Genomic DNA, 21,650 nt, shown 5'->3' on the forward strand with positions numbered 1-21,650 from the left:
TATTATGAATATATGCTTCCTGATGTATCCTTGGGAGGAGATAGAACCTGAAAAGGATTCCAGCCTTGCGCTGATCCATGAATGTGTGAAAAGGAACCACGGGGTGGCGTATTGTACGCCGGCAAACCTAACCATCCGTAATAGTGTTACCAGTGCTTTTTGCAAGGTGATCGGGAAGATGGAAAAGGTGCCGTCTAATATGAAGACCTTCTACAGGAAGGTAGAGCTGCGTGAAGAGATGCTTCCCCTGGCAGGTTTTGATGTTATTTTTATGCGGGCAAACCCGCCTTTGGATCCGCTAATGCTGAATTTCCTGGACTCTGTAAAGGATGATGTCTTCATCGTGAATTCGCTCCAAGGGCTCCGGGAGGCTAATAACAAGTTATATACTGCGGCTTTCGGGGACAGCCACAGTAATATTATCCCGGTCACCCATGTGTCCAAGAACAAGGCCTACCTGGTTGAACAGATAAAACAGTCAGAGGCAGAACGGATGATCCTGAAACCCCTAAACGGGTTTGGAGGTTCGGGGGTGATCCTGATCGAAAGGTCGGCCATGTCTAACATCAACTCCCTGCTCGATTTTTACATTACCAACTCTGACGGCACTTCTAACTATGTTATCCTGCAGGAATATATAGAGGGCGCGGAAGAAGGTGACGTACGTATACTCTTGCTGAACGGGGAGGTGATAGGTTCTATGAAACGTATCCCGGGTTCTGAAGATCACCGTTCCAACATATCGGCCGGCGGAAGTGTAGCCAAGCATAACCTGACCAAAGAGGAAAAGGCGCTTTGCAAACAAATTGGTCCCAAGTTGGTTAAAGATGGACTTTATTTTGTCGGTATTGACGTGATTGGCGGGAAACTGGTAGAGGTTAACGTGATGTCTCCCGGTGGGATCACCTACATTAACAAAGTATATAAAGCCAGGATACAGACCAAGGTGATTGATTTTATCGAAAGCAAAGTGCTGGATAAACTGGAAGCATTTGACCGAAGGTCGCGCCTGAGAAACGAGGTGCAGAATGCTTAAGCTCCCTGTATCACAAATCATCGAAAACATCGAGAGAGAAATTCCCTTCCATGCCATGGCAGAGGATAACTCTTTCCAGGTAAAAATAGAGCATTACGCCCCGTACCTCTGCGGGGCTGTTCACGACGGGCATCAATTCCGACAATCCTTATTGTCATACTGCCTGCATTCAGAATACGAGCGTTGGTACGAAGAGGACCCCTGTACACTGCAAATGATTGCCGATCATCCCATGGTGATCGCAGGCTGTGACAGTAGGTTCGAGTACGATCTTAATCGTCCGCCAGAACTCGCGATCTATAAGGATGCCTGGGGTAAATTGCTCTGGAAAAATCCACTCCCTGAAGACGAAATTAAGATCAGCCAGGGGAAGCATAAAGCCTTCTACGAGGTGACCCGTGCACTGGTAGCCAAAATGGAAGAACGCTACGGCAAGGCATTGGTATTTGACATGCACAGTTACAATTGGAAACGCTGGCAGCGAGAAGTGCCCACCTGGAACCTGGGTACGGCAAATATTGATAACAAACGATTTGGTCCAATAGCCGAATCCTGGTGTAAACTCCTGGGTCAGATGGAGCTGCCGGGAGCACTCAGGTCTACCTCCAAGATCAATGATACCTTCCAGGGGAACGGGTATTTCCTGAAGTTTATAACCAACAATTTTGACCATACGCTGGTTTTAGCCACAGAGATCGCTAAGATCTATTGTGACGAGTTAAACGGGGAGATCTATCCTGAGGTGGTTAAAGCCGTAACGGGGCAGCTGAAGGAATTTATACCTTTGCAGCACAGAATATTTGAAGAAACGATATTATGATCAGTGAACAGGAATTGCAGAAGTCTCATTCCGGTTTGATGGAGATCGATACACAGTTGGACCGCTTGGTAAAACGGATCGAATTGCTCAATTATGTGAACCCACAGAATATAGAGAAGGAAAAGAATCGCTTTTTTGCCTCCAAGTATACGGAAACTCCAGTGTTCCGATATCCCAAGCTTAAATTTGATCCCCTGAAACTACATCGTTTACTGTTCTCCTTAAGACTGGAAAGGATAGAAGATGAGGAAATCTACCGCATGTACAGGGACATTGTGTATTTCTATGCCAATATGGTACAGTGCATAGAGACCATAGGGAGTGGTCGCAAGTTCTACTACAATTCACTCAGGGTGTACGGAACACCTACAGAGAAGGATGTGCAGAATGCAAAATTCATCTTGCATTTTGAAAATGATCCCCCTTCTCCGGACCTGGAAAAAGTATTTAGTCCTGAGGATGCCAGGGGTTATTTCGAGGAATTTTCCAGTCGCTATTCTTTTCCGCTAAATATCCGGTTCTCAACAAATATCGCGGCGGATGCCATGGTAAGCAATGCAACCCAATCTTTGTTGTTAAAGCGGAATGCCAAGTTCAGCAAGAACCAGTTACAGACCCTGGCTAACCATGAAATAGGGGTACACCTGGTCACCACTTTTAACGCGCAGAACCAGCCCTTAAAAATATTTTCAAATGGTTTTCCGAAGAATGTTGAAACCCAGGAAGGCCTGGCAGTCTTCAGTGAATACATGAGTGGAGCCTTAACCTTGAAAAGGCTTAAAGAGTTAGCATACAGGGTGTTGGCATCCGATAGCTTAATTAAAGGTTATAGTTTTCAGGACACTTTTGACCTGATCCATTCCCAGTATAAACTGAATAGAGATGATGCCTTCAACATCACCTTGAGAGCACATAGGGGAGGAGGTTTTACCAAAGACCGGCTCTATCTCAGCGGGCTGCGTAAGATCTACAAAAGATACAGCAGGCAGGAGTCTAACAATATATTGCTAAGTGGAAAGGTTTCCATAGATTTCGAGGACGAGATCGCTTATTTACAAGCAAAAGGCCTGGCCACTGAAAATGCCTACGAGAACCTGGCTTTTCAAGAGAACCTGAATAGTAATACCAAACTCGATTTTATCCTAAATAACCTGAAATAAGATTTCAGCTGTCCAAGAAGCGAGCCTGGAGATCGGGAGTGGGTATCATACAGGCTTCTTTTCTTCCGAACCAACGGTACCTGTTCCTGGCCACGAGGTCGTATACAGCATCGCGAAGGGGTCTTGGGATCCATTCAAAAATAGCCAGCAGCTTCCAGCCACCGCCAAAGGCCTGTCCTATCTTAAGAGCGGCATCGGATTTGGCGTAGTAAGCCACAGAGGGCTCAATAAGGATGATGGAGTCTAGCTCTTCTGTATTAATTCTTCTTTCCAAGACCAGCTGCTGCCCCACATTGCTCTGCAGTGATGCAAAGACAAACTGGTGGGACTTATCCCGGCGAATCACGAATTGCACAGCTCCGTTGCAGAGGTTGCAGACCCCGTCAAATAGGATGATCTTCTTATTCCGGTTAAGGGATTCCATGGTGTAAAAATACATTAACGATCACAGATATACACTATGTTCACTATGTGAAAAATTTTGAATCTGCAGCCCTTGCTATTTCTTTTTCATTACCAATTCCAATTTGGACATATTTACCCTGGTGGTAAACTGCCCGTAATTGACTACCGCTTCTTTCTTTTCGATAGTGTCTATGGTGCCAACGGCCTTACCATCAGTTAGCCGGACACGGTCCCCGACCGCAAGTACGGGTTTCGGGGCTTGTTTTTGCTTTACATCGGCTTTCTTTTTAGCTTTTTCTTTCTTTTTCCGGATGTTTTCTACCTGAACCTCCGCTTCTTTAGCAACCTGCTCCTGTTTTACCTTCTTAGCTTTTGCTTCTTTAGCGGATGTCTTCTTCTTTTTACTGTTCTCTGTTTCTACGATCCTCAACAGTTCTGATACCAATGGTCTTTTCTTCTTATCTACAAAATAGCGTTCCGCGGCAGTGTGTACCTTATTGCCTAGGTGGATCATCCGCTGGTTATGGTCATAGAGTTCCTGGTAGCTTTCCAGCTTAGTCTTTACTCTGTCCTTCAATTCTTCCAGTTTACGGGCTTCTTCGCGTGCCTTACTCTCCTCAACTTGAAGCCTGGAGCCTGTTTCAGCCATTTTACTGCGTTCTTTCTGCATCTTGGCTATGGTGGCATCAAACCGTAGTTTACCGCGCTCTATCTTCTTCTTTGCCTTGTTGATCAGGCTGTAGGGTATCCCGTTTTTCTGGGCCACTTCAAAAGTAAAAGAACTTCCCGCCTGGCCCAGCATAAGCTGGTAGGTTGGCTCCAGGGTGCTGCTGTCAAACAGCATGTTGGCATTTGTCATGTGCGGTAATTCATCCGCCAGTAGCTTAAGGTTGGCGTAATGCGTTGTAATTACTCCGTATGATCCACGTTCGTAGAAGACCTCGAGACAGGCTTCGGCCAGCGCCCCTCCCAGTTCCGGGTCACTTCCTGTCCCGAATTCGTCGATAAGGAAGAGGGTCTCATTATCGCATAAGCGCAAGAAACGGTTCATGTTCTTTAAGCGGTAGCTATAAGTGCTCAGGTGATTTTCAATGCTCTGGTTGTCCCCGATATCGGTCAGAATTTTAGAAAAGAGACATACGGTACTACGCTCGTGAACAGGGATCAGCATCCCGCTTTGCAGCATTAGTTGTAGCAATCCTATAGTTTTCAAAGTAATACTCTTTCCCCCGGCATTAGGTCCCGAGATAGCAATGATCCTGTTCTCCGGATGTAGGGAGATGGTCTGTGGCCAGGTCTTTTCCTTTTTCTTCTTGTTCGACAAGAATAGCAAGGGGTGGTAGGCATCCCTGAGATACCATTGTTTTTCAGTATTGATCTCCGGCATCAGTCCACCCATTTCATCCGCATACTTGGCTTTGGCCGCTGTAAGGTCCATATGAGTCAGGTAGGCCTGGTACGATTTTAATACCGGACGCCAGGGCCTGATACGGTAGGTAAGCTGGTTCAGGATGCGGTGAACTTCCTCTTTTTCATCCATTTCCAGGTGCTCTAATTCCTGGCTGTACCGTAATACGTTATCGGGCTCTATATAAACAATACTGCCGGTCTTAGATGTTCCCATCACCCTTCCTTTTACTTTTTTCCTGTGCATGGACCGCACGGCAAGGACCCTGCGATTCTCCACCACCGATTCGCGAATCTCATCCAGGTAATCTGAAGCCTGTCCGGATTGCAGGGCGGAGACAAAGCTCTGGTTGATCTGGCTTTTCACGGTTTGCATCTGTCGTCGTATCCTGCCTAATGCTTCAGATGCATCATCACGTACTTCACCAAAACGGTCTATAACCCCTTCGATCATGGCCGCTACTTCGGTATCCTCTTCAACCGATAGGGATAGTCCATGGAGCAGCGGATAGTATTCTTTAAATTTCTTAAAGAACTTCTTCTGGTCTGCAACCACAGCACATAGCGAGGCAATCCTGCGAAATCCCTGTATCTCCAAGGTTGTATTTTCTATGGCAAGCAGGCGCAACTCTGCATTGATCTCGTCAAAACCATGAGCCGGGATTCGGTTATCCGTCGTAAAAGATGATAGGTATTCTGATGTTTGTCCCAGCGAGGTCAATATTGCTTCTCTCTCCCCATAGGGAACCAGTGCAAGTGCTGCATCCTTCCCGGGAGTTGTTGCGCAGCGGGAGGAGATTTGTTTTAAGACTGTTGGAAATTCAAGGTCTTCCAGGGTTTTTTTGCGGATCTTGTGCTTCAAAGTATATTGCAATAATTTTAGAGGTACAAAAATACCCAAATTAACGATGAAATTACACCTACCGGGCAGATGGTCTGATGCTTTATCAGAGGAATGTAAAAAACCCTACTTTGAATCGCTTATGCGGTTTGTACAGGGCGAATACAGAGACAATACATGTTTTCCCCCTGGGGAGCAAATATTCCGGGCCTTTGATCAGCTACCGTACGAAGAAGTAAAAGTCGTGATCCTGGGCCAGGACCCTTACCACGGTTATGGGCAGGCTGACGGACTTTGTTTTTCTGTGGGGGCTAAGGATTCTCTCCCTCCATCATTAGTCAATATTTACAAGGAGTTAGCCCAGGACCTGGGCCGGGAAGTACCAGCAAATGGTGATTTAAGTCATTGGGCACGGCAAGGTGTTTTGCTGCTTAACGCAACCCTTACGGTAAGGGAAAAGCAAGCCGGGAGCCACCAGGGCAAGGGATGGGAGAAATTCACCGACGCCATTATCCGCGTACTCAACGAGGATAAAACGGGCTTAATTTTCCTGTTATGGGGGGGATACGCCAGGAAGAAGGTAAAGCTGATCGATTCTGAAAAGCATTATATTCTCACTTCAGGCCATCCTTCACCACTCAGTGCCAATCGTGGTTATTGGTTCGGGAACAAGCATTTCAGTAAAACCAACCAATTATTACTAAAGCAGGGGAAACCTGCTATTGAATGGTAATTACGACTTTTTCCAAAGCAAGTCTGATACCGCTGCCTTTTCGTCAATAAGCTTTAAGTAAAGAAGTGTATTGCTCACATTTTCAATAACTTCCTCGCTGATCTGTTTCTGGCTCCAACGGGTGGAGGATAACCAGATCCGTATATCTTCCAGTTGTTGCCCGTATCTGTTAGAAAGTGTACGGTCTATGCTAGGAATATTCCTGAACTCGCTGGTATAATTATCCATAATTTCCAGGATGTGTTCCAGTGTACCGGGTTCTTTTTCCAGGAAACGGTGGTTGGCCGCAATGACGAAACAAGGCCAGGGTGTAGGGCAGTCACCCAGTCTCCTGAAAATCCCCTCATCTACAAGAGGTTTGGTCGTAAAATGTTCCCACATAAAGTAGTCTGCTTCCTTTTTACTCAATGCTTCAATAGCACCCTCGAGGTGCTGAATTTCTTTGAATTTCAGGGATTTGGTGTCCCAGCCCTGTTGCCTGGCATTTACAAAAGCCATCAGGTGGCTTCCACTGCCAAACCTGCTTATCGCTGCCCTGGCATGCTGTAGTTCCTCTACCTTCTGGTAATGACTCTGGGCAGCCACGTGTATACCCCATTGCAGGGGAGTGGATATATATTCCCTAACAATTTTAGCCTCCAGGCCTTCCGTGATCTTTTTAACGATGCCTTCGGTCAATACAATAGCCACGTCTGCTTCTCCTGCTTCCAGCATATCGCACATCCTACCCGTACCTTGCGGAATATCGGTCCATTCAAGGTCTATACCCCGGTCTTCAAAAGCCCCCTCCTCAATGGCCAGGTGCCAGGGAAGGTTAAAATGTTCGGGGACTCCTATAACATTAACTTTTTTCATAGATCTTGTTTTACTTCAAGTTTAGATTTGAGAAATTCGTAGATCTTGTATTGGGACCGGATATCTTTTTCAGCTGGAGATTTGGCCACGAAAGCATTAGAATCTTCAACATCTATGATTCGCGCTTTAACGTTATCTGCTAATTGTATATCCAGTACCTGTTTTAATTCTTTAAAAATATCAGGATCAAGAATGGGTGTAAGCACCTCTATTCGTTTGTCGAGGTTACGTGTCATCCAGTCTGCCGACCCCATGTACATTTTCGGCTCACCATCATTATAAAAATAATAGATCCTGCCGTGCTCCAGGTAACGGTCTATAATACTGGTGATCTTCAACTCGCCCTGGGAGCTTCCTTCTTCCATTACCGGCGGTACCAGGCAACAAAACCCCCGGACCAAAAGTCGTATATCCACACCTTTGGCATGTGCTTTATAGAGCTCGTCGATCATTCCCTTGTCTTCCAGACTGTTCATCTTGGCGATGACCAGTGCTTTTTTACCCGCTCTTTTGTTCCTGATCTCGTTCTCTATCAACTCCCTAAAAGTGCTTCGGGTATTGTATGGAGAGGCCATTAAATATTTCAGCTTGGGGATGATCAGCTTTTTCTCGAGTACAAGGAACACCTGGGCGAGGTCGTCCGTTATTCGCCTGTCTGCAGTGAAAAGCCCGTGATCACAATAAATCTTAGATGTTTTAGCATTAAAATTCCCTGTACCTATATATCCATAGCGCATTATACCGCCCTCTTCTTCACGCTCTATCATGGCAATTTTTGCATGGACCTTGATATTGGGTACGCTGAATATTACCTTGGCGCCGCTTTCTTCAAATGTCTTTCCCCAGTGAATATTATTCTCTTCGTCAAAACGGGCCTTGGCTTCCACGAACACGATGACTTCTTTCCCCTTCTTCAATGCACTTAACAGGGCATCGGTAAGGGTCGATTCTTTTGCAATGCGGTAAAGTGATATTTTTATACTGACCACCTGTTCATCTTCTGACGCCTGCCGAATAAAATTTTCAAGTACCGCGAAATCCTGATAGGGATAATGGGTTAGATAATCTTTGCGTTTTAAGGCAGTGAAGTAATCCGAGATACCGGCTAATTCAGGGTGGGGAAGGGGAGGCATTTCGGAATATTTCAAATCGGGTTCGTCCAGTGAAAGGCTAAAATCCATAAAATCGGAGAAATTGTGATATTTACCTCCGGGGAACATGTCTATTTTACTGATGCCCAACTTCTTCATGAGTGCCGTACAGAGTTCCTTGGGCATGCTATCGTCGTATAACAGCCGAGTAGGCTGCCCGGAAGTCCTCTGGTCTAAGGAACTGTAAATCCGTTCTACCAGGGCAGTATCCGAGGTTTCGTCTTCCAGGTAAAGTTCTGCGTCCCGTGATAATTTTATAGAATATGCATTGATGATCTTCCGGTCCTTAAAGAGTTGTTGCAGATGCGGGCGAACCACGTCATCCAGGAAGATAAAATGTTTGTACTTTCCGGGAAGTTGAATAAAACGACCATGTTTGTCTGAGGGTAGAAAGACCAGTGAAAAGGATCCGTCTTCAAAGGCGACCAAAAGGTATATTTTCCCGTTCTCCAGATCTTCGGAATCAAAATTATGGAGCACATTACAATCATCTATTACTTCCTCAGTGAAGAGATTGTCCATATACTTAAGCTGCTCTTCAGTACAACTTTCGGGAGTTTCAAAATAGATATCATGTTGCTTTAATCCTGCATAGATTTGGTTAAGGATTTTACCGAACCTGCATTGTTGGATATGAACCTCTTTAAGAATCTGTTTCAGGGTCTTATTAGACCTGGTCATCAGTTTCTTACGTAATTTCTTGTCTACCTTTTTTAACTGGCGGAGCTGTGAGATCCTTACCCTGAAATATTCATCCAGGTTAGAAGAAAAAATCGAAAGAAATTTTAGTCGCTCCAATAAGGGAGTATCCGGGTTTTCTGCTTCCTGAAGAACCCGCTCATTAAAGGACAGCCAATTGACATCCCTGTGCTTATACGATTTTTCCACTACGCTGTTTTGAGGGTAAAAATACGGATAAGTTCAGCAGCCAATTTGCTATATTGGTTAAACAAATGACGCTACAGTCAAATGTTCCAACACGTATTCGATCAGTTTTTTAACGGCTTTCTCAGGGTCTTCAGAAAATGTTCCATTGTAGCGGTTGGCCAGAATACAGTTCATGGAAACAGCTTGGTGACCCAGCAGCCTTGAAAGCCCGTAGATTCCCGAGGTCTCCATTTCCAGGTTGGTAATCATTCGGTCCTTATACCGAAAGGAGGACAGTTTGTGATTGAGATCAGGATCCTGTAGCTCTAATCTCAGCTTCCTGCCCTGGGGCCCGTAGAATCCTACTTTTGTTGCCGTAACCCCCATCAACACCTGCTCAGAAGCAAATAGTTGCAGCAGTTCGTCATCGGCCTTGATCACGTATGGAGTAGATTTAGCCGTAGACCACTGGGTATATTCAAGGAAAGCCTGTTGAACTTCGTGGTGTTGCAGGTGAGAACTATCGTAGAAGTGAAGCAAATTATCAAATCCTATGGCGTATTCGCTCATCAGGAAGGTATCTACTTCGATCTCGGGTTGCAGAGCACCGGAGGTTCCGACACGTATAAGTTTCAGCTGCCGTAAATCTTCCTTTACTTTTCGCGTTTTAAAATCGATATTGACCAGGGCGTCTAGTTCGTTCAGGACGATATCGATATTATCTGTTCCGATCCCTGTAGAGATAACGGTGAGCCGTTTACCCTTATAATGCCCGGTTTGGGTGACAAATTCGCGTTTTCCTTTTTTGACTTCGACAGAGTCAAAATAGGAAGTGACCATAGCGACACGGTCTGGATCACCGACAGTAATGATGGTGTCTGCGATATCTTCCGGATGTAAATTTAAATGATAGATACTCTGATCCTCGTTGAGGATTAATTCTGAGGGAAGTAAAGGCATATTAGAGTTTTAGGATCCTGCGAGAATCCGTATTGTATAGAAAATTATATTTAAGTGCTCCACCAAGGTAGGATTCATTATCTCTCAGTTGTGAATAATAATTGGCCTTACCCTCCAGGATTTCTTTTCCTTTATCGGTGATCTTAACAGGGTTAAAGCCCTTAAACAGTGGCTTCAGACTGGTGATAACCCGTTCATATTGGGTATCCCCAAATCCGTAGAGCGTTTGGGTTTCAAGAAGGTTAGTCAGCAGTGCCTTTTTAGACTTGGGTTTCTCCAGTAGGGAAACTTCCAGAATCCTATTCTCAATATCGTTCAGCCCATTCTTAATGGTTGGAAACCTCTTCAGGTGAGCTTTCAGAGCATCGGAGAGATATTCAAAGCTAAAATGATCAGAATCAGTGATATTTTCGAGCCTGATAGGATTGTCGCTGCAATAGAGTTGCCAGACATAATCTGCATATTCAATATCGTCCTGGCTCAGTACCTTGCGGCTATTGAACAAACTTAATAATTGTTCGTTGCTTAACTTGTTTAAGCTGGTCAGCTGTGATGTTTCCGGGTCTTTACCGGTGCGAACCATGGAAATCTCGGCATGCCGGCGATGAGTCTTTAACCAGCTCAGTACGGCGAGCATATTAATTTGACAATAGAGGTCATGCTCAAACCAGAGTATGATCTGGTCTTGCTGTTTATGGTTGCATAGAGACCTGTATTCTTTCAGCGTTTTCTCAACAAACCAGGATTTACTTACATTATAATTCTTATGAAGAAATTCGAACCTTGTCTTCCAGAAGGCCTCGCTACCGACGTTTGTTTCTGTTTTACCTTCGCATAGCATCTCCCTCCAGGTAATAATATCGCCCTTTAAATCCAGTTCCTGTAATCGCTGGGTGAAACTGTCCCCGTTAGTAATATGCAGTTGGGAGCTCATTGTCTAATTTGGTTTGTGTTCTAACCCCTAAGGTACATCAATAAAGAAAAAAAGAAAAACTAATTAACAGAATTCAGCCGCCTACACGCTTGGTTTTAAAGCCTTTTTCCTGCAATATTTCCATGATCTGGTCGCGATAGTCGCCCTGCAGGATGATCTGCTCGTTTTTATAACTTCCACCGACGCTCAACCTCGTTTTGAGCTCTTTACAAAGTTTCTTAAAATCTTCATCCGCCCCGGTATAACCGTCCAGAATGGTTACAGGTTTTCCCTTTCGTTTTTCGTACTTACAGAGGATAGGATCTTCCTGCATCCATATACCGCCACTCCTGTCCTCCTCTACAGCGTCCTCTTTAGGAACATGATCCGGGAACAAATTCTGTAATTGATCTTTTAGGTCCATTAAAGTTAGTGAAAATAACGCCTGCTATTCATTGATTATCAATAAATTAACAGGCATTAATTAAAGTTTAAGTTATTTTTTGATCAGACCGAGATCGATCAGTCTCTCGTGCAGAAATTCTCCTGCAGTGATGTCCTCAAATTGCTTAGGATTGTCCTCATCGATACAGTTTTCCAGGCAATTCAACGGCATTTCGCTGACAGGGTGCATAAAGAATGGGATGCTGTAACGAGACTTACCCCATTCCTCTTTAGGAGGGTTGACGACCTGGTGAATGGTCGATTTCAACTTGTTATTCGATAAGCGAGAAAGCATATCACCTACATTGATCATGAGCTGGTCGGGTTTCGCAATAGCATCTACCCATTCTCCCTCGTGGTTCTTAACCTGTAATCCGCGTCCGTGTGCCCCCATCAGTAAGGTGATCAGGTTGATATCCCCGTGGGCGGCAGCCCGTACCGCGTTTTTAGGCTCTTCAGTAATAGGAGGATAGTGAATTGGTCTGAGAATAGAGTTCCCGTTGGTGATGTATTCATCAAAATAAGTCTCTTCCAAGCCCAGGTGAAGGGCAAGGGCTCTTAATACATAACGAGCAGTTTTTTCCAGCATTTTATAGGTTTCCTTACCTACTTCGTTAAAATCTGGCAACTCTTTTACTTCTACGTTATCCGGGTACTCTTCTTCGAGTTTTGGATCGTTCTCCACGTATTGGCCAAAATGCCAAAACTCTTTAAGGTCACCTTCTTTTTTGCCTTTTGCATGTTCCTTTCCAAAAGAAGTGTATCCTCGTTGACCCCCTATACCGGGAATCTCGTAGGAATCTTTCACCTCTTGTGGCAGGTTAAAAAACTTCTTGATTTCTTCATATAGGTCTTCTACCAGCTGGTCTGATAAAAAGTGCCCGCTTAGCGCGACAAATCCTATATTTTCAAAAGCACTACCTATCTCCCGGATGAATTTCTCCTTCCGTTCTTTATCTCCTGAAATGAAATCTCTTAGATCTACACTTGGAATTGCGTTCATATTCATATTTCAAAATTGGAAGTCAAAGTTAATAAAATTAACCATATGAGGGACATCGGAGGCGCTGTGGAAATGTTCCCTATTTTATTACATTTACCTTATAAACTTCCAAACACTCCATCCGCTTATGCACTACCAGAATGACGGCATTCCCGAATCCTTACAAAAAGACCTCTACAGATCGATGCTATTTCCGCGGATGATCGAAGAAAAAATGCTAATCCTTCTAAGGCAGGGTAAGGTTTCTAAATGGTTCAGCGGAATAGGGCAGGAGGCCATATCTATCGGGGTAACTCATGCCCTGAAACCAGAGGAATACATTTTACCCCTTCACAGGAACCTCGGAGTATTTACAAGTCGGAAAGTTCCTTTGAAAAGACTTTTTTCCCAATGGCAGGGTAAGGCAGCCGGTTTTACCCAGGGTCGTGACCGCAGCTTTCATTTTGGCACACAGGAATACAAGATCGTGGGAATGATTTCCCATCTGGGTCCGCAACTCGGGGTGGCAGATGGAATTGCCCTTGCCGATCTTTTAAATGATAGAAAACGGGTAACTGCTGTATTTACGGGAGAGGGAGGTACCAGCGAGGGTGATTTCCACGAAGCACTGAATATCGCATCGGTATGGGATCTCCCGGTGTTATTCTGTATAGAAAACAATGGTTATGGCTTATCTACGCCCACGGAAGAGCAATTCCGCTGCGAACATATTGCAGATAAAGGCAAGGGGTATGGTATGGAATCTTATGTCATAGAGGGAAACAACATCCTGGAAGTCTACACAAAAGTTTCTGCGATCTGTGAAAGCATGCGTAAACACCCGAGGCCGGTAATGGTCGAATTCAAGACATTCCGGATGCGGGGTCACGAGGAAGCAAGTGGTACAAAATATGTCCCAGCAGAATTAATGGAGACATGGGCGGCACGGGATCCACTGGAGAATTATGAGACTTTTCTCCTGGAAAAAGGGATACTGGATGATGAAGAAATCAAAGCGATCCGAATCGGGATTCAATCAGAAATTGAAGAAGGATTGCAGGAAGCGGGCGAAGAACCGGAGGTCGAGTTTGATGAAGGACATGAACTGGGGTGTGTCTATAAAACATTTGAATACGAGGATACACCGGCAGGCACTACCTATAAGAATATCAGGTTAATCGATGCGGTTTCCCAGGGTTTAAGGCAATCTATGGAGCGCCACCCTAATCTGGTGCTCATGGGGCAGGATATTGCAGGATACGGCGGGGTTTTTAAGGTGACAGAAGGTTTTGCCGATACTTTTGGCACAGAGAGAGTCCGTAATACCCCCATCTGTGAATCCGCAGTGATATCTGCGGCCATGGGCCTTTCTATCAATGGTATGAAAGCCATGGTAGAGATGCAATTTGCCGATTTTGTCAGTAGTGGTTTTAATCCTGTTGTTAATTACCTGGCTAAAGTGCATTATCGATGGAACCAGGCTGCGGATGTCGTTATCCGGATGCCTTGTGGTGCAGGAGTGGGCGCGGGTCCGTTCCATTCCCAGACCAATGAAGCCTGGTTTACCAAAACGCCCGGGCTAAAAGTAGTATACCCTGCTTTTCCTTACGATGCCAAAGGATTGCTGGCAACGGCCATTAACGATCCTAACCCCGTCCTCTTTTTTGAACATAAGGCCCTGTACCGAAGTATATACCAGAACGTCCCGACAGATTATTATACCCTGCCCTTTGGCCAAGCTGCTTTGTTGAAAGAAGGTGAACAGATAAGTATTGTAGCGTATGGAGCTGCTGTACATTGGGCACTTAGTACCCTTGAAGCCCACCCGGAGATTTCTGCAGACCTGATTGATCTTCGAAGCTTGCAGCCTCTGGATACCGAGTGTATTTATAGATCAGTAAGGAAAACCGGGAAGTTGATCATACTGCAGGAGGACACCCTTTTCGGAGGAGTCGCAAGTGATATCTCCGCTTTGGTCATGGAGCACTGCTTTGAATCCCTGGATGCACCCGTTAAGAGGGTTGGTAGCTTGGAGACCCCTATTCCCTTTGCCGCAGCACTGGAAGCAGGTTTTTTGCCCAAGCAGCGTTTTGAACAGGAATTGATGTCACTTATCGAGTATTGATGAATGCGTCAATAATACTTTTGTTTCCATCATTCAAATCCTTCTTTAATTAACATCTTGCAGTACTATTTCGGTGAACCGAGTTTAATTTGATTCGACAGAACCGGAACACCAAACTTTACGTTAATAGATGTTGAATCATCAAAAGAGAAAGATAATTATGAAACAATCATTTTACTGGTTCAGTGGTTTATTACTACTGATCATTATTTCTTGCTCTATTTCAAAATCCGTACGTGAGCAGCGAAACTTGATAAGCGGGTCATGGACCCTCGAGAATATATCATATGAGAATAACCAGGGAAGTTTTAAGTCTGAGTTATTCGGAGACGCTAATGCCGTGTGTTTTGAAGGGAGCGATTGGTATTTTAGAGACAATAACAGTACCGGGAGGTATACGATAGAACAAGGCAGCCTATGTAGTGGCGGTGACCGTTTTATACGTTGGTCCGTAATTGAGAGACCCGAAACCTATTCGAGCGAATTACAATTTAAGTTTATAGATGAGAAGCGAAAAGATATTTCCGGGGGCACCGGGTATCGATTAAAGATCGCCCAGCTAACGGATGCACAGATGACCCTAAAATCAGACGTTAATGTCAATGGGGAAGCTGTGACCGTAGTTTACGAATTCAATAAAAAATCATAATATGTTAAGAGATATAAAATACACCAAGTTCATCAGTATGTTGCTGGTGATGGGATTGGTATTTGGATGTAATGCCGTTAAGAATGCCAACAACAAGCAGAAAGGTGCTGTCATCGGTAGCGCCGGAGGAGCCGTTATAGGTGGAGTTGTTGGAAACAATGTCGGTAAAGGAAACACCGTGTTAGGTGCTATCATCGGCGGAGTAGTCGGTGGAGTTGCAGGGGGTTACATCGGAGATCGCATGGACCGCCAGGCAGAGGAAATTGAAAACCAGGTACCCGGTGCAGAAGTCACCAGGGTCGGAGAAGGGATCAATGTGACTTTTGACGAGAACAGCGGTGTTTACTTTGAGTTGAATAAAAGCACAATTAAAGGACCGGCGGCTGTTACACTGGATCGCCTGGCCGGAATATTCAAGGAATATCCCAAATCTAATATCCTGATTGAAGGACATACAGACAGTAGTGGTAGCGACGAGTACAATATGACCTTGTCTAAACAAAGGGCAAAGTCGGTTAGTGATTACCTGATCGCCCAGGGTATTGATGCCAGCCGTTTTACCACAAAATGGTACGGTGAAGAGCAGCCAAGGTTTGACAATAGTACCCCTGAAGGACGATCTAAGAACAGGAGAGTTGAACTGGGAATAGTTGCCAGCGAAGAATTAAAAGAGGAAGCCAGGAGAGAAACCCAGGAATAACTTCTTCAAATAGACGAAAGTCGACCTGTACAGGAAACCGTCACTATACTTCATTCAAAAAATTATAGACGGTCTGATCCACTTGCCGATGTGGGGACGTTGTGGCAATAGGATTCCTGAACAGGTCGATTTTTTTTATGTCCAGAACTCACATCACACAGCCAAAATAGTATCTTCCTTCCATGAAACGCCATGAAGTGATCATTGTTGGAGGAGGCCTTGCAGGCTTAACTGCTGCGATAGACCTTGCTGTAAGAGGGCGGGAAGTGCTGATTATAGAAAAGCATGCCTATCCCCGCCACAAAGTCTGCGGAGAATATTTATCCGGCGAAGTATGGCCATACCTCCATACCATCGGCGTTGAACTTCCAGGAGCTATTACCATAGATACTTTATCCTGGTCTGTGCCAGGGAGGCGGCCCGTGGAAACCAGGTTGCCCTTAGGTGGGGTAGGGATCAGTCGTTATGGCCTTGATGCACTTTTGTATCAAAAGGCATGCGATGCCGGAGTCCAAGTGCTCATTGACGCTGTGACCGATATTAAAGCCCTCCCCGGCTGTTTCCAGGTAAGGACAAAAGGAAAAGTATACGAGTCCCGGGTCGTTCTTGGCGCATACGGAAAAAGAGAATCTCTCGATAAATCATTAGGCCGTCAGTTTATCTCCAGGAAATCACCCTGGTTGGCAGTAAAGGCCCATTACCATTGCCAGGGATGGCCAGATCGCCTGGTTGGATTACACACGTTTAAAGGAGGGTACGGTGGTCTTTCCAAGACCGAGCTGGGTACTGTTAATTTTTGTTACCTAGTGCGTTATGACTCCTTTAAACGCTATAGGAATATGACAGAATTCAAGGAAGAGGTGATCTCTGAAAACAGGGAGCTTCGTCATTTTCTGCGGCATTCCAAAATGGTATTTGACAAGCCAATGTCCATAGCGCAGATCTCTTTTGGAACTAAAAACCCTGTTGACAACGGCTTACTGATGATTGGGGATACGGCAGGAGTGATACATCCCCTGTGTGGGAACGGCATGGCAATGGCCATACACTCAGCCTCTATTGCTGCCAGGCTGGTCCACCAGTACCTGTCAACTTCCTCTGACGACCTACTGTCAGTTCGTCGAGAATACCGCAGGCTATGGCAGGCCAACTTCAGGAAAAGACTGATGATTGGGTCAGCATTGCAAACTGTACTGTTAAATGATTCGCTGGCGTCACTTTCACAAGCGACCATTGCCCGGTCTCCCAGTTTGTTAAGGGCGGTCATCCGGGCAACCCATGGAAAAGGTATACCGATATGATAGCATTTAAAAAACGCTCTGAGGAAGAAGAAGCTATGGACGATCCGGGGTTGAAGGAAGCAGACCTGGACGAAGTTTTTAACGATCTTAACCGTACCAACCAACTCCTGGCGGGGCAATATATAACACTGAAAGCCACGAGGAGATTACTGGATCAGAACCAGGGAAGTCCGGCTTGTATTGCCGATATGGGTTGTGGTGACGGTGACCTTCTTCGACGCCTGGCTGCTTATTGCAGGAAGAGCGGGATAGAAGCAACTTTTACAGGCGTAGATAACAGCGAGGCAGCACTTGCCATCGCGAGGCGCAAATCTGTAGATTACCCCGAGATTACGTATAAAAAGGAGGACTTGTTGCAATTAGACCCAGGAGATAATCAATATGATATTCTTCTTTGTACGCTCACCCTACACCATTTTGCGGACCGTGATATTGAAGTACTGCTTGGCATCTTTAGTCGTTGCGCCCGCAAAGCCATCGTGATACAGGATCTCCAAAGAAATAGAATAGCTTACTACCTTTTTCAGCTGTTTAGTCTTATTTTTATAAAAACAGAAATTGCAAAAGAAGACGGTTTGATCTCTATACGGAGCGGGTTCCGCAAACGTGAATTAATACGTTTTGCAGAAGCGCTCAGCGAATGGCGACACAGTATCCGGTGGCGTTGGTTATTCCGCTATCTCTGGGTAATTCAGGCCAAAGCACGCCAATCCTATGACTGATACTAGAATTGTTGCGGTAAGCAAGTCGCTTCCGCCATATTGCCGGGAAACCCCGGAGATATTACCATATGTAGAACGCTGGCTGGGAGCGCAGGAACCCAGGTTCAGGCGTAAAGTAATGAAGATTTTTGAAGGGGCTGCCGTGGACAAGCGATATAGCATCATGGAGGCCGATGATGTGTTTACCGAGACTTCATTTGAAGAAAAGAATCGCCTTTACGCGGATGCAGTTAAGGAATTGGGATCGGATGTACTTCAGAAAGCTCTGTCACAAGCCGGGTGGGAGGGGGGTTCGCTGGATTATATCATTACGGTGAGTTGTACCGGGATCATGATACCCTCTCTGGACGCATACCTTATCAACGATCTTGGACTCAGACAGGATATCATCCGTTTACCGGTGACAGAAATGGGTTGTGCAGCTGGCGTTTCCGGACTGATCTATGCGCGAAACTTCCTGAGGTCTAATCCCGGAAAGCGGGTAGCTTTGGTGGCCGTAGAGAGTCCTACAGCTACTTTTCAGCACAGGGATTTTTCAATGGCCAATATGGTGAGTGTAGCCATTTTTGGTGATGGTGCTGCCTGCGTGCTGCTTTCATCGGAAAAAGATGCGCAAGGACCACGAATCATTGGGGACGGGATGTACCATTTCCCGGAAGCTACCCATATGATGGGCTTTGATCTTACCAACCCGGGGCTTCGGATGATCCTGGACCCTTCTGTTCCGGATACCATCAATGCACATTTTGATGCTATCATCCATCCTTTCCTGCGGGAAAATGGCTCGGGAATTGACAAGCTAAACCGTTTGATCTTCCACCCGGGAGGGAGAAAGATCGTACAAGCCGTAGAAGATCGGTTCCGGCCCTTAGGTAAAAATATCGATGATACCCGCGAAACCCTCAGGTTGTATGGTAATATGAGCAGTGCTACCGTCCTATACGTGCTGGAGCGGTTTATGAAAAAACCGGCACAACCGGGAGAACAGGGCCTGGTATTGAGCTTTGGCCCCGGCTTTTCTGCTCAACGGGTATTATTAGAATGGTAATAATAAGAGTTAACCGAACAGTGAGATGACTAAAAACAACTTTAACTCCCAATGGGCGCTAATATTGGGCGGGAGCCACGGACTGGGTCTTGCTACGGCCAAAAAATTGGCGTCAGCAGGTTACAACCTAATAATACTGCACAGGGACAGGAAAGCCGATCTCAGTACTATAGACGAAGACTTTGAGTTCATCAGATCAGGCGGTACCCAGTGTATAGCTTTTAATACGGATGCCCTGAATAAACATAAAAGAGAGCAGGTCATTGATCAAATCACCACTAGCCTGGGCAAAGAGGGAAAGATCAAAGTAGTAGTGCATAGTATAGCAAAAGGGAACCTGAAGCCGATGACCGGTGATGGTCCGCTGCTGGAGCACGAGGATTTTTTACTTACGCTGGATGCCATGGCTGTAAGCTTGTATGACTGGATGAAAATATTAGTGCAACAAAAACTGACCCATGAGGATTGCAGGGTGATTGCCTTCACCAGCGAGGGAAAAACCCGTGTCATCCCAAACTACGCTGCCGTAAGCAGCGCAAAGGCCGCATTAGAATCTATATGCCAAAACATGGCCCTGGCTTACGCGCCTATGGGCGTACGTGTCAATTGTATACAGGCAGGAGTAACCGATACCAGGTCTTTAAGGATGATACCGGGAAGTGAAAAATTACTTAAAGCAGCGCGGGAAAGAAACCCTTCCGGAAGGCTTACCCTTGCAGAAGATGTGGCTAATGCTGTCTACCTCCTGACACTGGACGAGGCACGATGGATCACAGGAACAACGATTACAGTTGATGGGGGTGAAAGCTTAAGGTAATATGGACACAAGCGAGATAATTAAACGGTTACCCTATGGCGAGCCCTTTGTCTTTGTCGACAGCCTTTTAGAGGCAAGCGAAGAGGGAGTGACCGGCCATTATACCTTCAGGAAGCAATCGGTGATATATGAAGGGCATTTTAAGAAAAAAGCTGTAATTCCCGGCGTATTGCTGACCGAATGCTGTGCGCAGATCGGTTTGGTTTGCCTGGGGATTTTTTTAACAGCCAAAGAGGATGCAAGGGAAACGGCTTTTGCGCTAAGCAGTTCAGAGATGGAGTATTTAATCCATGTTTTGCCAGGTGAACAGGTAAAAGTAAGATCGGAAAAAATATACTTCAGGTTTGGAAAACTAAAGTGCAAGGTTTGGATGTGGAATGCTGAAGATAAGTTGGTTTGTAAAGGGGTATTGGCAGGAATGCAGCTAAAACGAGGCTATGAATAAGAGGGTAGTGGTGACAGGTATGGGAGTTTGTGCTCCGAACGCGGTTGGGCTGGAGGCATTTTCAAAAGCTCTTGCCGAAGGAAAAAGCGGAATTCGTTTCCAACCAGAATTAAAAGAGTTGAATTTTGGATGTCAAATTGCTGGAAAACCGAATATTAAACATATTGAATTAAATAATTACTTTACATCTATTCAACTGAAAAGTGAGCCCGGTTCAGGGCTGAAATATGGCGTCATCGCCGGTGTCGATGCCTGGAAGGATGCCGGTTTAGGGATAGAGAAAGAGGGCCCGCCGGATTGGGATAGTGGTATTATTTTCGGAACAGGATTATTAGGGGTTGACCGTTTCCGGGAATCAGTTTCCCAAATAGATCTTGGACAAGTACGGCGACTAGGAAGTACTGCTGTTGTGCATACTATGGCTAGTGGAATAAGTGCTTACCTGGGCGGCATACTTGGCTGCGGAAACCAGGTAACAGCTAATTCGTCGGCCTGCACTACGGGTACAGAGGGAATACTGATGGCCTGGGACCGAATACGCCAGGGTAATGCCCAGAGAATCCTGGTGGGGAGTAGTAGTGACAGCGGACCCTATATCTGGGGAGGTTTTGACGCCTTGCGGATTCTTCCGCGGGCATATAATGATGCTGCAGAAAAAGCCAGCAGGCCAATGAGTAAGACAGCTGCAGGCTTTGTTCCGGGTAGTGGTGCCGGTGCGATGGTATTGGAGTCGCTGGATAGCGCAAGGAATAGGGGAGCATACATCTATGCAGAAGTCCTGGGTGGTGCGGTTAACAGCGGGGGCCAGCGGCAGGGGGGAAGTATGACAGCGCCTAATCCCCTTGCTGTTCGTAGATGTATAACAGAATCCTTATCGATTGCCGGGATCAGTGCCGGGGAAATCGACGCTATTAACGGGCACCTGACTGCCACCAGTAAGGATTCTGAGGAAATCGAGAACTGGTCAATGGCCTTGGGGCGCAAAGGGCATGATTTTCCCTATATAAACTCTTTTAAAAGCACTTTGGGGCATTGCCTTGCAGCTGCCGGGAGTGTCGAAAGTGTTGGAGTGGTCCTGCAGTTAAGAGACGCAAAAATATATAGAAACATCAATTGTGATGATCTCAATCCTGCCATCGAACAAAAAGTTCATCGATCCCGGGTTCCGCTTAGTACGCTTAACGTTTCACCTGAGGTAATTGCTAAGGCCAGTTTTGGTTTTGGCGATGTCAATGCCTGTGTTATCTTTAAAAAAATTACCGACTGAAC

Annotated in this window: 21 protein-coding genes; 13 read left to right on the top strand and 8 right to left on the bottom strand. The window is 45.6% G+C overall.

Annotation, left to right across the window (positions count from 1 at the left end):
• Window positions 1-4 precede the first annotated feature (4 nt).
• From gshB to PP178_RS07790, 3 genes are read left to right on the top strand one after another with little or no spacing between them, the layout of a single operon-like run.
• The gene (gene gshB / locus PP178_RS07780) at window positions 5-1,036 is read left to right on the top strand and encodes a glutathione synthase (RefSeq protein ID WP_272593775.1); all 1,032 of its coding nucleotides are present in this window, start codon (window positions 5-7) and stop codon (window positions 1,034-1,036) included.
• On the top strand, window positions 1,029-1,856 hold the full coding sequence (locus PP178_RS07785; protein ID WP_272593776.1) for an N-formylglutamate amidohydrolase: 828 nt from the start codon (window positions 1,029-1,031) through the stop codon (window positions 1,854-1,856). Before gshB ends, PP178_RS07785 begins: the two co-directional genes overlap by 8 nt.
• Complete coding sequence (locus PP178_RS07790) at window positions 1,853-3,016, top strand: flavohemoglobin expression-modulating QEGLA motif protein (RefSeq protein ID WP_272593777.1); 1,164 nt, start codon at window positions 1,853-1,855, stop codon at window positions 3,014-3,016. Before PP178_RS07785 ends, PP178_RS07790 begins: the two co-directional genes overlap by 4 nt.
• Before the next feature lie 4 nt (window positions 3,017-3,020).
• On the opposite strand, the gene PP178_RS07795 is transcribed toward PP178_RS07790, so the two are convergent.
• Both PP178_RS07795 and PP178_RS07800 read right to left on the bottom strand, forming a co-directional pair.
• Window positions 3,021-3,440, bottom strand: a complete 420-nt coding sequence (locus PP178_RS07795) for a thiol-disulfide oxidoreductase DCC family protein (protein ID WP_272593778.1) — start codon at window positions 3,438-3,440, stop codon at window positions 3,021-3,023.
• A 75-nt stretch (window positions 3,441-3,515) separates the two neighbouring features.
• Window positions 3,516-5,690, bottom strand: a complete 2,175-nt coding sequence (locus PP178_RS07800) for an endonuclease MutS2 (RefSeq protein WP_272593779.1) — start codon at window positions 5,688-5,690, stop codon at window positions 3,516-3,518.
• Window positions 5,691-5,736: 46 nt separating this feature from the next.
• On the opposite strand from PP178_RS07800, the gene ung reads away from it, so the two are divergent.
• Window positions 5,737-6,402 carry a uracil-DNA glycosylase gene (gene ung / locus PP178_RS07805; protein WP_272593780.1) on the top strand — a complete coding sequence of 222 codons (666 nt, stop codon included), beginning with the start codon at window positions 5,737-5,739 and terminating at the stop codon, window positions 6,400-6,402.
• On the opposite strand, the gene PP178_RS07810 is transcribed toward ung, so the two are convergent.
• The 6 genes from PP178_RS07810 to PP178_RS07835 form a co-directional block, all read right to left on the bottom strand.
• Complete coding sequence (locus PP178_RS07810; RefSeq protein WP_272593781.1) at window positions 6,403-7,257, bottom strand: substrate-binding domain-containing protein; 855 nt, start codon at window positions 7,255-7,257, stop codon at window positions 6,403-6,405. It lies immediately after the preceding gene.
• Window positions 7,254-9,296: a polyphosphate kinase 1 gene (gene ppk1, locus PP178_RS07815; protein ID WP_272593782.1), complete on the bottom strand. Its 2,043-nt coding sequence runs from the start codon at window positions 9,294-9,296 to the stop codon at window positions 7,254-7,256. Before ppk1 ends, PP178_RS07810 begins: the two co-directional genes overlap by 4 nt.
• 57 nt (window positions 9,297-9,353) lie before the next feature.
• Window positions 9,354-10,235, bottom strand: coding sequence for a nucleoside phosphorylase (locus PP178_RS07820; RefSeq protein WP_272593783.1), 882 nt, complete (start codon window positions 10,233-10,235; stop codon window positions 9,354-9,356).
• A 1-nt stretch (window position 10,236) separates the two neighbouring features.
• Window positions 10,237-11,169, bottom strand: coding sequence for a DUF1835 domain-containing protein (locus tag PP178_RS07825; protein WP_272593784.1), 933 nt, complete (start codon window positions 11,167-11,169; stop codon window positions 10,237-10,239).
• A 73-nt stretch (window positions 11,170-11,242) separates the two neighbouring features.
• Window positions 11,243-11,572, bottom strand: coding sequence for a translation initiation factor (locus PP178_RS07830; protein ID WP_272593785.1), 330 nt, complete (start codon window positions 11,570-11,572; stop codon window positions 11,243-11,245).
• Window positions 11,573-11,644: 72 nt separating this feature from the next.
• Window positions 11,645-12,595, bottom strand: a complete 951-nt coding sequence (locus PP178_RS07835) for an isopenicillin N synthase family dioxygenase (RefSeq protein ID WP_272593786.1) — start codon at window positions 12,593-12,595, stop codon at window positions 11,645-11,647.
• Between the two features lie 127 nt (window positions 12,596-12,722).
• Between PP178_RS07835 and PP178_RS07840 the strand changes: the two genes are divergently transcribed.
• The 9 genes from PP178_RS07840 (at window position 12,723) to PP178_RS07880 (ending at window position 21,648) form a co-directional block, all read left to right on the top strand.
• A complete protein-coding gene (locus PP178_RS07840; protein ID WP_272593787.1) occupies window positions 12,723-14,699 on the top strand; it encodes an alpha-ketoacid dehydrogenase subunit alpha/beta in 1,977 nt (658 codons plus the stop codon).
• Window positions 14,700-14,859: 160 nt separating this feature from the next.
• Entirely contained in the window at window positions 14,860-15,348 is a 489-nt protein-coding gene (locus PP178_RS07845; protein WP_272593788.1) for a lipocalin family protein, read from the top strand.
• A 37-nt stretch (window positions 15,349-15,385) separates the two neighbouring features.
• Window positions 15,386-16,048 carry an OmpA family protein gene (locus PP178_RS07850; RefSeq protein ID WP_430974710.1) on the top strand — a complete coding sequence of 221 codons (663 nt, stop codon included), beginning with the start codon at window positions 15,386-15,388 and terminating at the stop codon, window positions 16,046-16,048.
• 182 nt (window positions 16,049-16,230) lie between these two features.
• Window positions 16,231-17,349, top strand: coding sequence for an NAD(P)/FAD-dependent oxidoreductase (locus PP178_RS07855; protein ID WP_272593790.1), 1,119 nt, complete (start codon window positions 16,231-16,233; stop codon window positions 17,347-17,349).
• Window positions 17,346-18,071, top strand: a complete 726-nt coding sequence (locus tag PP178_RS07860) for a methyltransferase domain-containing protein (RefSeq protein ID WP_272593791.1) — start codon at window positions 17,346-17,348, stop codon at window positions 18,069-18,071. Before PP178_RS07855 ends, PP178_RS07860 begins: the two co-directional genes overlap by 4 nt.
• The gene (locus tag PP178_RS07865; protein ID WP_272593792.1) at window positions 18,064-19,119 is read left to right on the top strand and encodes a type III polyketide synthase; all 1,056 of its coding nucleotides are present in this window, start codon (window positions 18,064-18,066) and stop codon (window positions 19,117-19,119) included. The genes PP178_RS07860 and PP178_RS07865 overlap by 8 nt, the downstream gene beginning before the upstream one ends.
• A 25-nt stretch (window positions 19,120-19,144) precedes the next feature.
• Window positions 19,145-19,936 carry an enoyl-ACP reductase FabI gene (locus tag PP178_RS07870; protein WP_272593793.1) on the top strand — a complete coding sequence of 264 codons (792 nt, stop codon included), beginning with the start codon at window positions 19,145-19,147 and terminating at the stop codon, window positions 19,934-19,936.
• A 1-nt stretch (window position 19,937) separates the two neighbouring features.
• Entirely contained in the window at window positions 19,938-20,381 is a 444-nt protein-coding gene (locus PP178_RS07875; RefSeq protein WP_272593794.1) for a 3-hydroxyacyl-ACP dehydratase FabZ family protein, read from the top strand.
• A complete protein-coding gene (locus tag PP178_RS07880; RefSeq protein WP_272593795.1) occupies window positions 20,374-21,648 on the top strand; it encodes a beta-ketoacyl-[acyl-carrier-protein] synthase family protein in 1,275 nt (424 codons plus the stop codon). Before PP178_RS07875 ends, PP178_RS07880 begins: the two co-directional genes overlap by 8 nt.
• The last annotated feature ends 2 nt before the right edge of the window (window positions 21,649-21,650 follow it).

The organism is Zeaxanthinibacter sp. PT1, assembly GCF_028464225.1.
GTDB lineage: Bacteria > Bacteroidota > Bacteroidia > Flavobacteriales > Flavobacteriaceae > Zeaxanthinibacter.